At 42.6% G+C, this 13,495-nt stretch carries 12 protein-coding genes; 9 read left to right on the forward strand and 3 right to left on the reverse strand.

What is annotated here, in order from left to right; all coding sequences use genetic code 11:
- Positions 1–680: 680 nt before the first annotated feature.
- From F6K51_RS02670 to F6K51_RS02705, 8 genes are all read left to right on the forward strand, one after another.
- Positions 681–1,367: a hypothetical protein gene (locus F6K51_RS02670; RefSeq protein ID WP_293017854.1), complete on the forward strand. Its 687-nt coding sequence runs from the start codon at positions 681–683 to the stop codon at positions 1,365–1,367.
- Between the two features lie 171 nt (positions 1,368–1,538).
- Complete coding sequence (locus F6K51_RS02675) at positions 1,539–1,955, forward strand: element excision factor XisH family protein (protein WP_293017856.1); 417 nt, start codon at positions 1,539–1,541, stop codon at positions 1,953–1,955.
- Entirely contained in the window at positions 1,943–2,281 is a 339-nt protein-coding gene (locus F6K51_RS02680) for a XisI protein (RefSeq protein ID WP_070395931.1), read from the forward strand. Before F6K51_RS02675 ends, F6K51_RS02680 begins: the two co-directional genes overlap by 13 nt.
- A 225-nt stretch (positions 2,282–2,506) precedes the next feature.
- On the forward strand, positions 2,507–3,073 hold the full coding sequence (locus F6K51_RS02685; protein ID WP_293017857.1) for a Uma2 family endonuclease: 567 nt from the start codon (positions 2,507–2,509) through the stop codon (positions 3,071–3,073).
- 107 nt (positions 3,074–3,180) lie between these two features.
- Entirely contained in the window at positions 3,181–3,588 is a 408-nt protein-coding gene (locus F6K51_RS02690) for a XisH family protein (protein WP_293017858.1), read from the forward strand.
- Positions 3,579–3,923, forward strand: a complete 345-nt coding sequence (locus tag F6K51_RS02695) for a XisI protein (protein ID WP_293017859.1) — start codon at positions 3,579–3,581, stop codon at positions 3,921–3,923. The genes F6K51_RS02690 and F6K51_RS02695 overlap by 10 nt, the downstream gene beginning before the upstream one ends.
- Positions 3,924–3,952: 29 nt before the next feature.
- Complete coding sequence (locus tag F6K51_RS02700; RefSeq protein ID WP_293017860.1) at positions 3,953–4,168, forward strand: hypothetical protein; 216 nt, start codon at positions 3,953–3,955, stop codon at positions 4,166–4,168.
- Positions 4,169–4,303: 135 nt separating this feature from the next.
- Positions 4,304–4,957, forward strand: a complete 654-nt coding sequence (locus F6K51_RS02705) for a methyltransferase domain-containing protein (RefSeq protein ID WP_293017862.1) — start codon at positions 4,304–4,306, stop codon at positions 4,955–4,957.
- Positions 4,958–5,201: 244 nt separating this feature from the next.
- On the opposite strand, the gene F6K51_RS02710 is transcribed toward F6K51_RS02705, so the two are convergent.
- Both F6K51_RS02710 and F6K51_RS02715 read right to left on the reverse strand, forming a co-directional pair.
- Complete coding sequence (locus F6K51_RS02710) at positions 5,202–6,626, reverse strand: hypothetical protein (RefSeq protein WP_293017863.1); 1,425 nt, start codon at positions 6,624–6,626, stop codon at positions 5,202–5,204.
- Between the two features lie 294 nt (positions 6,627–6,920).
- Complete coding sequence (locus tag F6K51_RS02715) at positions 6,921–11,465, reverse strand: caspase family protein (protein WP_293017865.1); 4,545 nt, start codon at positions 11,463–11,465, stop codon at positions 6,921–6,923.
- Between F6K51_RS02715 and dnaB the strand changes: the two genes are divergently transcribed.
- Positions 11,412–12,653, forward strand: coding sequence for a replicative DNA helicase (gene dnaB / locus F6K51_RS02720; protein WP_293017894.1), 1,242 nt, complete (start codon positions 11,412–11,414; stop codon positions 12,651–12,653). The genes F6K51_RS02715 and dnaB overlap by 54 nt on opposite strands.
- 279 nt (positions 12,654–12,932) lie before the next feature.
- Here the strand turns inward: dnaB and F6K51_RS02725 are convergent, their stop codons facing one another.
- Complete coding sequence (locus F6K51_RS02725; protein WP_293017867.1) at positions 12,933–13,490, reverse strand: FKBP-type peptidyl-prolyl cis-trans isomerase; 558 nt, start codon at positions 13,488–13,490, stop codon at positions 12,933–12,935.
- Positions 13,491–13,495 lie beyond the last annotated feature (5 nt).

Consider the following 13,495-nt stretch of genomic DNA (forward strand, 5'->3'; position numbering starts at 1 on the left):
GCTGACGGCTGACGGCTGAGGCCAGTTATGGATTCAGCCTTGAGCCTAGGGCGATCAGCTTTCTAGAGAGTGGCCAACAAACAATTGCAGTATCAATTGCTTGTTGATGATCATCATACAATACTTTTTAGGAGCTAAAGCTAGTGAAACTAATTTAAATTTAATAATAATATTTTTTGGGGATTTTCAGCTTAATATTAGCTGATACTCAGGAAAAAATAAGCTTTATTAATATAGCGGATATTAACTATAAAAAAGTCGATGGGAGATTAATTTTGTAACAAAGTAACAGCAGCTCTGAAAACAGTTGTTTTTAAGTTATAGCAAAAATTAAATAGTTCAGCTAAATTAAAGCTAAATTTAAAGTTATGGGGGGTATAAGTCACAATCCTATTAGATACTCATGATAGTCAGGAGTTGCCCAGTAAATCTACATAGCTGTAGCAGTTTTTATTAATGCATCCTAGTAGTTATAGGGTTGGTTTACAAGTTTTGCCTAAGTCCTGTAGCTGTGAAAACCTTTCCTTAGCAGGATTATTACAGAAGGATACTAAGGGATTGAGTAAACAAAAAAAAAAAGTTTTTTTTAATAAAATTTAACTCGATTGGATGGCAAAACTAAAAAAATACTGCTATACTTTCCGTAAAAGCTTGATTTACAAGACATGCAACTGACAACCATGAATCTTAAATCTGCTCAAGAAGACCATATTAATTGGATCAAAACTCAGCTAGAACAAACCCAGCGAGAACTTACTGAAGCGGAAGCAAACCTGGTTGAGGTAAAGGCTTTAGTGGAGCAAAAACGGGCAAACGTTGCCTATTATCAGAATAAGCTTGAAGCCGAACTATCCAGCAACGATATTGCAGCGGAAAACGATATTGCAGCGGAAAACGATGATATTGCAGCGGAAATATCGAGTGCTTTCCGGGAACTTGAGGTTAATGCTAATCATTTATCTGAACAAGCTCCCACTGTGAATTCAAGTGGCAATGTCGGTCAAGTAACTTTTGTTGATGAGGAATTAGAAGAGGAATCCTTTGAAGAAAACCAAAGGGAAAACCAAGACGATGAGGAGGGTCAAAAGCGCAATCCCAGAGATATGTTATATCCAGAATTTAGAGGTAAGACATTACGGGAAGCGGTAGAGATTATCTTAGATAACTTTGCTGCTCCGGTTAACCGAGAACAGATTGCCAGCAGACTATTTGATGCCAAATCTGATCATGAACAACTCCGTGCTAAAAACTCCTTGTCTACGGAATTGCGTCGAGGTGCAAAAGAAGGGAGATGGAAGAAAGTGGGACGAGGTCTTTTTGCTTCTAATTCTTTCCAGGAGCAAGTAACTGATGAAGTTAATAACTAAAATTAATAACTAAGAGTTTTAGGTTCAGATCTCTTTTGCCTGGAAAATGCTCTCATATCAGGAGTGATCGAAATCGAAACCGTACTTGACCCAATTAACCCATAAAAAAGCTGATTCGCTTTTTGCTAACCTATATAATAGACGTTTGTTGACACCTGTACCTATTTCCCCATGTCTGCTAAGGATCAATTCCATGATCTAGTTAAGGATGCTCTAATCAATGACGGTTGGATCATTACTCACGATCCTTATCGCATTGATCTGGGTTTTACCGATATCTACATTGATTTGGGGGCAGAACGCCTGATTGCTGCTGAACGCAATAATGAAAAAATAGCTATTGAAGTTAAAAGCTTTCTATCAACTTCAAGAATTTCAGAATTCCATGGTGCAATTGGGCAGTTTATTAACTATCGTCTTGCCTTAGAAGATGAGGAGCCTGATCGAACACTTCATCTTGCGGTTCCTAACAATATTTACAGTGCTTTTTTCAGTTATCCCTTCATACAAAAGTCGATCAAGCGTAATCAGGTTCCTATTTTAGTTTATGATATTTCTCAACCAAGGATTACTCAATGGATAAACTAGAGGTGTATCGACAGCACATTCAGGACTTGCTTAAAAAACGCGCCAGTATTAAGTCGGCTAATCCGGCCATCGAAACCCAGCTCATTTTTGATACGGAACGGGATCATTACCAGATGGTTCATACCGGTTGGAAAAATAACACCACACGTATTTATGGGTGTTCTGTACATGTCGATATTAAAGATGCCAAGATTTGGATACAGCATGATGGGTCGGAGATTGCGATCGCAGATCAGTTAGTTGAGCTGGGCGTACCAAAGCAGGATATTGTGTTGGCCTATCAGGCACCGATTATGAGGCAGTATACCGAGTTTGCGGTGGGGTGAGCTGTTGTGCATTTAAACTGTATATTAGTCAAATCAAATAAAAACGATAGATCCTAGTCCTCTTTTGCCAATAGCCATGCATGCCTAAAGCCATTGCTAAAACCTTGATCTGAGCTAACTATTCCTGTAGTCACCTAATGTTGTAACTTATATTAACCAGTGGTATCTATAATCTAAAACTTGTTCTCGATGCTAAGGCCAGCTAAGTAATTCATAGACTCTGCCATGATTGCCAATCCCCAGTCCCAGAAAATGACTGTCGAAGCTTACTTGGAATGGGAACCACGCCAGGAACTTCGATACGAATTTATTAATGGTGACATTTTGGCTATGACAGGTGGCAGCATCCCCCACAACGATATTGCGATTAATCTACTAGCTGCGCTACGTCCCCACGTTCGTCCCAAAGGCTGTCGCATCAATATTGCTGATGCCAAAGTAAAGGTTACCGAATCTATCTACCGTTATCCAGATGTGGTGGTGAGCTGCGATCAGCGAGATAGAATAGCGATTAACGCGATCCAATATCCAAAACTTATCGTTGAAGTGCTCTCCCCCGGTACAGAAGCTCTCGATCGGGGGAAAAAGTTCAAAGAATATCGCACTCTACCCAGCCTAGAAGAATACGTCCTGATCAGCTCTACCGAGATCAACGTCGAGATTTACCGGAGGGGCGAAGGGCGGTTGTGGCTATACACGGCATACCAAGCTGGAGATGTGATCACCCTGGAGAGCGTTGGTTTTGAGTTTGCGATCGCACTCGTGTATGAAGATATCCCACTAGACCGGTGAACTATCTCAGACTAAGGTTTGGTGGTGCGATCGCCCAAGCAATGATGAATAGATTCGCTCTAGCATATAATTTTACCAGAAAAGCTTCCTGTTTATTTTAAAAGCTCATGGCAAAGGATCCTTTCCACAATGCAGTGAGAACTGCCCTAGAAAAAGAGAACTGGGTAATTACTGCCGATCCCTATCAACTGAGTGTTGGGGGAGTCGATTTTGAAATTGATCTTGCTGCAGAGCTAATCGCTGCAGAACGAGCAGGAGAAAAAATTGCTGTGGAAATCAAAAGTTTTATTGGTCGATCCGTTGTATCCGATTTTCATACGGCCCTTGGGCAATGCATCAACTATCAATTTGCTCTAAATGAAGTTGATGCCCAACGTAATCTTTACCTTGCCATTCCTGAAACAATTTACCAATCTTTTTTCCAACGACGGTTTGTACGATCAGTCATTGATAAGACTCAAATCAATTTACTCATCTATGACCAAACTCAGGAGGTTATTCGGCAATGGCTGTAGAAGAATCTGTAGAACAATATCGTCAATGGATTCAGCAATTACTTCTAGAACGAGCCAATCGCAAACCCACCTTCCCGGAAATTGAAACCCAAGCAGTGTTGGACACCGAACGAGATCATTATCTGTTACTGCACACGGGTTGGAAAGATAACCGTCGCACCCACGGCTGTAGCCTCCACTTAGATATCAAAAATGGTAAAATCTGGATTCAGCATGATGGCACCGAAATTGGCATTGCTACCCAATTGCTTGAACTGGGTGTTCCAGCTGAGGATATTGTCCTTGGCTTCCACTCCCCCAACATGCGCCAATACACTGAGTTTGCTGTTGATTAACTAGATTTCGGGCGTTGCTGAATCTTTCAATGAATAGGAGTAGAGTGGGCATCCTGCCCGCCCCAAAAGATCGCCAAACAGGCAAGATGCCTATTCCCCAAACAGGCAAGATGCCTATTCCACGGGTAGAGTGGGCATCCTGCCCGCGCCAAAAGATCGCCGAACAGGCAAGATGCCTATTCCACAGGATTTTTTCCCAGATCCGCTGTTCCCTGTTACCTAAAAACATGTACTTCACCAATTGAAAACCGCTATATTAATAATAATCATAAATAACAATAGCAATTAAAGCCATGAGTAGCTCGAATCAAAAACACTATAAAAGAATCGGGAGTATCTATGATGATTTGTGGAGTTACTCAGAAGACTACATTAGATTTATGGGGTTAAAAATCATTGAATATTTACGCTTAACCTCAACAGATAGTCTTGTGGATTTAGGCTGCGGTACAGGACTTTTTAGCCAATCAATTCCGAAGGAAATACAGTTAGATAATCCGATTATCTGCGTCGATCCTTCTGAAGAAATGCTCTCACAAATCCCCTTAAGCCCTCAATACCAAATTAGGGCAGTAGATGCGATTACTTTTGTTTCTGAAACCTCAGGTTATAATAAGGTCTATATGAAGGAAGCAATTCATCATATAGACAATAAAGAATTACTATTTAGTAGTTTGTTTCAAAAGCTAACTAGTGGAGTAATTTTCTTGCTAATCCTTCTGCCTCCTACTATTGAGTATCCTTTATTCAAGAAAGCTTTAGAGCGATATGAAAGAAGGCAGCCTAACTATAACGATCTAACTAGTTTACTTGAAAAAGTCGGCTTCAACGTCTCAGTTGATTTTGTTGAATATCTTCAGTCAATTCCTAAAGAACAATACTTGAAAATGGTAGCAAATCGCTATATGTCCTTACTGTCATTATTTGATGATCAACAGTTACAGGAAGGTCTAGCAGAAATCTCAGAAAAATATGCTCAACAATCTATCCTTGAATTTCCTGACCGTTTTGTTTTTATTACAGCAACTAAGTAGTGAAAGAGGTTTGCAATTCGGTGAGGTACAAAGTTCGGGATTTTAGGGAGCAGGGAGCAGGGAGCAGGGAGCAGGGAGCAGGGAGCAGGGAAGAGGGAAGAAGGATAAAATTCTGTGTACTTGATAGTTATGCAAACCGCCGTAAGCTATCAGCTATCAGCGATTAGCGCTACGCGCACGCTACTTGAGGTGCTATCAGCTATCAGCGATTAGCGCTGCATCGCTACTCCATACTCCCTGTTCCCTATTCCCTGTTCCCTATTCCCTTTGCTGTAGTCGCGATCGCATCAGCTCTAGCATTCAATCGCTTGAGTAAGGTTGTATGGGAGAGATTGGGATCATCCTCAAGATTGACCAGACCAAAACTAATCGGGGGTGTATGACCGGGCAAATCTACCCAACGATACCAGGTATAACCGACAAGAGCGGGATGAGTCAAAGCCCTGGCTAAGGACTTAGCGCCATTACGCATCATCCGTGACCTTTCGGAAAACCCGTCTTCTGGTTCATCGGGTAAGGCTCGTTGAGTAAACCTGGTGTGTCCCCAACTAAACTCAGTGTTGAGCACTGGCAATTTTGTAGCTTGGTAGTATAGGTCTATCCGCTCATACATGTTGTAGCGATAATTGTTAGCAGATACTACATCTACCCAAGGTCTTTTGATGGCGGAAAATACAGCATTAGAAGGAGGTGCCCCAAACCGACATCCCAGGATTAAATGATTGTGGTCATAGCGGTGGATTGCTGCTGCAGTTTCCTGAAAATAGCGTCGAGCAAATTCTGCTTGAAACCCATTCTGATCCACTAAGTAGCCTTTAGAAACAATCCCTTGTTTTGTCTTAGTCCATTCTTTAATCGTGTCTCTAGATTCAATAGGGACCTGCCAATCTTTTGCTAACTGCTCTAAACTATTACCATGGCGCTTTAAAACAAAATCCCAAGCAGCACTATAGGCGGGTTTTTCTGGATTGAGGCTAAGGCAAAATTGCAGTAAAGATGCCTTAGCGTTATTGGTGAGCAACAACTCTGAGTTAACCTTTCGGTCTGGTGTTTCAGCGTGTGCCCAATTGAGTTCATTGTCAGTAAAATATCCCACTAGCAGCTTACTACTTGCCACCGGTGCTACGATTTCCTTAGCTTTAGCATCAATCCCTTCAATCCATTTCGGATCAAACACATCGGGTAACTTTAGCTTCCTGTCATCAACCCTAAGTTCGCTGTCTGGAGCAGCTTTGACGAAATTTAGGATAACCGTGTAGGGCATACCCTGATCCCACAATTGAGGTGGTGTCCATGCTCCTAGGGCATTAAAATTCCAGCTCCGCAGCCGCTCAAAGGTAGCTTCCCGAAATGCAGCGGGGTCTTGACCATATTTATCCTCGACAACCGGAACATAGGGATCAGGATAGCCAAAGTTGACGGAGGTGACACCCCGGTAAAGGAAGGGTTTGCCATCGGGGTCAATCAACCACCAACGACCTTTGTGGGATTTGCCAACTCGGAAAAAATCCTGCTGACCTACTACGGTTTCGGTCTTGATGCGTACTTGGGCAAGAGGACTAGCAGCTTGAGAGGCAAGAAGACTATTGGGTAGGGCAGAGCTCAGCAGTACGATAACTGCTGAGAGGATGAATAGAATAAATCGGGATAATACTTTCCAATGTCGCATTTCAGTTTTGTTAATCCCTGATTGAGATCCCCCGTTGGTTCCCCTTAATAAGGGTAGGGCTGTTTCATTTCATTTATAAACCCTATATAGGCCGGCGTTGCTGAATTAAGGAATGAATGCGCGATTATCTGATTTTATTACAGCCCCCTAAATCCCCCAACTTTGGGGGACTTGTCTTGATGCAGTCGCTCATGGGGGAAACCCCCAAGACCGCGCTGCATCGCTTGAGAGTTTTGTTCCCCCCAGAATTGGGGGGCTAGGGGGGCGAAAGCATACCCAAAATCAGCAACGCCATCAATTTTTGCAGAGATTGCGATCGCTCTCGTCAAGATTGGGATTCGTCTCCAAATAGTCTCGGACCCAATTACAACCCTTGACTATTAGTTCATCCAATCCTCCTATACGCCATAACTTGGCATTTCCGGATCTGTCAAGAGTGGCTAATAAACTGCCATCAGCACTAAGACTTATACTTGTAACTGTACTTACATCAACTGTACTTTCATTAACTTTACTTTGATGCCCATCTTTGAAAGCAGTCAATAATTTTCCTGACATATCCCATACATAGGTATAACCCTTCTCCTCCATATGAGAACCATTATCCTCCAAATAACGCCGCTCCGCACTAACCACTAAGCCACCCTGGGTACTAAAACCGATACTATCACTATCAAACCTGGGATTAGCACTCTTAAACTTAACTAATTCCTGACCAGACTCCAATTCTTTTAAAAAGATATTACCTCGCTCTACATAGTGATCAGGTAAAGCATTCTGCGCCACTAACAGCTTGCCATCGGAGCTAAAAGCGATTTCACCCCATAGCTTAGGTTCAGTTTTCCAGATTTTACTGTTCAAATTCAACCGATGGAGAGTACTAGTATTCTTATCATCATAACCCTGCGGATATACAGTACTATCGTTCTCCACAACAAGCAATTGTGTACCATCAGGGCTAAAAAGAAGCTGGCTAATTGTTTTATTAAAATTTTTAGATTTATACAACTGATTGCCATTCAAATCCAATAAGCGAATCCTATTATCTTTACCAACTCCAGCCAATTGTGTACCATCAGGGTTGAAAATGATTTGCCTTATTTTTGTTTTAAGATCGGGAAATCGCTTCAACACCTTACCAGTCAAATCCAACCGACGAATAGTGTCATCACTTCCGACAACAGCTAGTTGCTTACCATCGGGGCTGATGCTGATACTTTTTAAATTCGGAATTAGCTCTAACTCCTCTAATGGCTTCTTATCTAGTTTCCACCAGACCAGGGTATTGTCATCACCTAAACTAGCAAGTTGTCTGCCGTTCGACGAGCTAGAAATCACCTCACGAATACCACCTTGATGCCCTTTCAGTTCAAATTCCAAGGCGTCTGACAAAGAGTCATTAATCTTATATGGTTCATCATAAACACTAATAATACCCTCACCCTCTTGCCCAATAATCAGACGACCTTCGGTATCAAAAATGATACTGCTAGCTCTACTTATGGGTTTAAACTCCTTCCAATATTCGCTATCTAAACTACGAAAGTAGGCAATGCTTACATCATCTCCAAACAATCCTGCTAAGTATTCACCATTAGGACTAATAGGACTAAAAACCAGATTTCCCGAGAGTGTAGGACTAAAAGCCAGATATCCAGAGGGTGCCTGATTAAAATTTTTAAACTCTGCCAACTGATTACGACTCCTGTAGTCCGACAAGCTGAGGGTATTGCCAGATTGGTTAGCTACTACTAGCTGGTTATTGGAGTTAAAGCTAATACTATAGAAATTGCCTTCCTGTTTCAATAGCTTCGGTTTATCTCCCGTTTCCCACAGGCAGATAGTACTGGAATTGCCCTTCTCAGTTACCCTTTGTAAATAGGCTAGAAGCTTCTTGCTATCAGGACTGAAACTGATCCCTCTGTCATATACACCGAAACCAGTAGGAGATAGATTTAAATCAGTATATGTAAACCCTGAAATACAGTCTGTAAGCTGACGTGGCTCTTCCTGTTTTCCTTCTAAGTTCCAGAGGCGAAAAGTCCCTTGCTGGTCAATTGTTGCTAATAAGCGACTATCCGGACTAACATCAAGATCTACGTCCCCCTCATGTCCTGAAAATACTTTGGGTTGTTGTCTGCCTTTGAAGTCTTGTAAGCGGACAGTACCATCCTCTGCTGTAGCAATCATTAACGTACCATCAGGCTTAAAAAACATCTTCTCAAAACCTTGAGGTACTTCTCTGCGGTTATATTCTCTAGTTGAATATAATGCCATTCGTAAAGTTTGTAACACTTCAGCTTGAATCTTACTGTCTGGCTTGAATAAGGATAAGTATCCCGGCCAATCTTGAATAGATTTTGCTGCCCGTAAACTGGCAAGCAAAGCTTCTAAATCTGGATAGAATCCAAATTTGGCTTCAGCGGCTTGCCGATCGGCCTTAATTTGACCGAATAGGGCGTTTCTTTGACCAATTAAGGAGAATAAACCTGTAATTAACCCTACTATAACTGCGATCGCAACACCCGAATTACGATTAGTATTGAAGCTTTTTCGTCGGACGCTACACCGCACAAACTCAGCTTCTACTTGGTTAAGCCAGTTATTATCAGAATTGAGTACCTTTTTCAACAAATCCAGACGTGGGTTAGTATGCCAAAGAAACCTTGCCGTCTGCTGGCTTTCCCACTCCTGGGCTGCGGTCGTTAACCGCCGTTGCAGAAGTAAATTTTCCTCCTCCTGTTGCTTCCATCCCAGCAATCTTTGCCATCCCCGCACTAAAGCATCATGGGCTGGTTCTACATAGGGATTCCCCTCAGCATCTTGTCCTTCTACTAATAACCGTGCTGTGCTAAAACCCTCAATTACTTCCTTGACTAAATCATGTTTCTGAGGCGGATATTCCAATTCCCATAAAGGTACTTGCCTACGGGCTAACTCACCTCCACCTAGTGCCACCATCCGCAGCATCACATGACGGATCACTTGGTCATAAGCGGGATTTTCTTGAACTAGCTTCTGATACTCCTCATCCGCCCTTTGAGTTAGCGATCGCATTACTCCCCCCAATTCAATATAATCGGCTTGAGTCAACGCCCGGTCAATAGTCATACCCATATATTGTGACTGCCGTTGCCGCCTTAAATACTTGAGATACAGTTCACTCAAGGCAAAAGACAGCAGGGGTAATGCTCCCGGCATATCCGCCACTTCATCAATTAATTCTTCTACTAATTCGTGGGGTTGAAAATACATTACCCGTGCTTGAGCCGGTTTTTCTATCGCTTCCCTTAGTTCCCCTCGTGTCATGGCTGGTACAATAAATCGTCCACTTTGCCAAAGATTTATCAGTACCGTGGTTCCCAATTGATTTAGTACTTCCGGTGCCAACTTTAAGCCCACATCTGTGATTTGGGGTTCAAAATCAGAACGTAGGCTTAATACTACTCGTAATTGCTCCCGATAGCCATGAATTGCTGCCAGTATCTGTTGAAAAAATTCCTGGCGCTCCTGCTCATCTTGACAGAGTGTAATGATTTCTTCGCTTTGGTCAATAAAGATTAATAACTTGGATTTGGGATTGTTTTTAACCCAAACCGCAATACTTTCAGTGAGAGTTTTTTGTTTGTTCCCTAACTCGACTTTTGGTAATCCCGCCTCAACCAGGGCTTTATTGAGAGCTTGGAAGGGGGTTTCTCCGGGACGAATTGGTGACACTATCGACCATTTATCGGTATTTTCCTGTTTCAACTGGGGAATTAATCCGGCTTTCACCAAACTCGATTTACCCGAACCGGAAGCACCTAAGACCACAGTTAAGGAATGAGTATTGACAAAATCCTGTAACTTTTCTACTAGTAATGTTCTACCAAAAAATAGTTGACTGTGTTCCTCTTCAAAGGAGTTTAAACCCCGATAGGGATTTTTCGACTCATCTAATGGTGGTGCGGGGGGTAAGTTGAGTTCATGTCCTGGAGACAGAAAGATATACTCGCCTTTATCGTGCTTGTCTAAACACCAAATACCAGGGGTTTGCCGCACACGGCATTTTTCTGTGGGAATTTCGACTCTATCCCGTAAATATAAATATAATTTTGTGGCTGTAATTACCCCATCGACCGCCGGTTTGCCATTCGTGGCAGGAGGATAGATATCTGCTGCACCTTCTAGGGCTTCTAATAATGCACTAGCAAAAGGGGAATGATTGCCGATTTGACCGCGTTCGCTATCTAAATTAAAGTTATCTAAAGCCTTTTGATCCGAAGCTGAGGAAGTAATGATTTGCCAGGCCGGGTCAGTAATAAAACGGTCATAACGCTCTTGGTGAATTACTTCTGGCGATGTGAGTAAATCCCTGGTACTCGACCAACGGAAAGCACCAGCAAAACAGCAGTCTAGGATACCCAAGAAATGACGACAAGGTAATTGATGGAAAGCATCGTGTAACTTGGTCATGGGCAGATAACTATTAGTATCCCCCAGTTTGGCATCTTGAGGAATTAGGTAACCAGCCGGGCCATCATCCCCATTGAGGGCAACTCCATGACCAGCGAAGTAAAATAATAAGCGGTCATTTTCAGTGACTTGTTCGGGTAGGGTTTGGTCTAAAAATTTGTTGAAGTTAGAGAGGGTGGCTACTTCGTCTAAGCATACCCAGACTTGATAACCATGCTTCTCGCGCAGAATTTCTATTAGTTTTTTGGCATCGTTTACGGCGGTGTTCAGGGGGGAAATGCCGTTTTGGTAGTTGTTAATGCCGATGATCAAGGCGAGATTGCGGAAGCCATGGGTCGAATTGGTGATTTCCTGAATCCGAAAGCCTTCTATGTCCGGATTCACCAAACCATTTACGAAGCTGCTTTATTACTTTATAGCCAGGGGAAACCGACGGATTTGATGAGTGTTACTACCTGGCTTTATGACAATGACTTATTAGAGAAAGTTGGGGGTCAAGCTAAGTTAGCTCAGCTAGTTGAACAAACGGTTTCAGCGGTCAATATTGACAGGTTCGCTAAGTTAGTGATGGACAAGTACCTGCGCCGTCAGCTAATCGAAGCCGGTAACGAGATTTTTAAGTTGGGTTATGAGACATCCTTGGAATTGGAAACAGTCCTTGACCAAGCGGAACAGAAAATTTTCAGCCTCACCCAATTGCGTCCTCAGCAAGGTCTCATCCCGATTTCTGAAACCCTAGTCCAGACGTTCCAAGATATAGAAAATCGGAATCAGGGTATTGATTTGCCTGGTATTCCATCAGACTTCTATGATTTGGATGCCCAAATTGGGGGGTTAAGTCCGTCTGACTTAATTATCATTGCTGGTAGACCATCAATGGGAAAAACTAGCTTAGCGTTAGGAATTGCTCGTAACGTAGCTGAAAAATTGCCAGTGGCGATTTTTAGCTTGGAAATGTCAAGAGAACAACTAGTGCAGCGGTTGTTAGCTAGTGAAGCGAAAATTGACAGTAACTTTCTCAGAGCTGGGCGCATTGCTCAAAATCAGTGGGCACCCTTGAGCGAAGCAATCGGTATGTTATCAGAGTTGCCGATTTATATTGATGATACCGCTAACCAGACTGTGATGCAAATGCGATCGCATGCTCGTCGTCTTCAAGCAGCCCAAGGGAGCCCATTGGGGTTAATTTTAATCGATTACTTACAGTTAATGGAAGGCAGTGGTAGTGAAAATCGAGTTCAGGAGTTGTCTCGGATTACTCGCTCTCTTAAAGGATTAGCTCGGGAACTGAAAGTCCCAGTGGTTGCTCTGTCTCAGTTAAGTCGAGCTGTGGAATCTCGCACCAACAAACGACCCATGATGTCGGATTTGAGAGAATCGGGTTCCATTGAGCAGGACTCGGATTTAATCATGATGCTTTATAGAGATTCTTATTATAACCCAGATTCACCAGATGGAGATACGGCAGAAGTCATCATTGTTAAAAATCGTAATGGTCCGACAGGAACGGTGAAACTTATCTTTAAACCTGGGTTAACCAAGTTCCTGAATATGGCCAATCAAAGAGTGTGAACTCCTACAACTCAGAAGTGAACGTTATGTGATCTAACGTTTGGAACCGCTACGCGATGCTCAGCAAAGAGCCGCTACGGGAACGCATTTTATACCATTAACCTCTAGTTTAGTTGTGCATTTTAGTTCTGCACCCAGATTGTCTTAATCTTTTGTAACAAAAATGCGATCCTATTTCTCGTGTTCTTCTGTTAACTAAAACTCCCAATCAGCGAGAATTCACCAACTGGGAGAAAGTATTCAGCTCATCGCTGAATTAGCTAATTTATTGCTAATTTATTAGTTAATTTTCAACAATTCCACATCAAAAATTAACGTAGCATTAGGCGGAATTACCCCACCCGCGCCACGGGCACCATAACCCAATTCTGGGGGAATGATCAGCTGACGACGACCACCAACCTTCATAGAACCAACCCCTTCATCCCAGCCTTTAATCACTTGTCCTATACCGATTTTGAAGGAAAAAGGACTATTGCGATCGCGAGAACTATCGAACTTGCTGCCATCCTCCAGGGTACCAGTGTAGTGAACCACTACCGTCTGTCCCGTCTCAGGCATTGCTCCCTCACCCTCAACTATGTCAATGTACTTCAAGCCCGACGGTGTTGTAACCGCCTGATCCAAATTGCTTCCGCTTTCTGAACTAGAATCCATAGCTAGATCTTGTTTATCATTAACATCTGGGTTAGCACTGTTAGCTGTTGTCACTACTTCCAGCTGAGTGTTGGTAATTTCTCCAGCAGTGGTAGATTTTTTACCCATACCCACTTGAGCCACAACCAACAGCAACCCAAAGGCTACTATAACGCCTATGCTGATCAGAATTTGTTTCAAAATCT

Origin of the sequence: Moorena sp. SIO3I8 (assembly GCF_010692325.1) — a bacterium.
Classification (GTDB): Bacteria; Cyanobacteriota; Cyanobacteriia; order Cyanobacteriales; family Coleofasciculaceae; genus Moorena.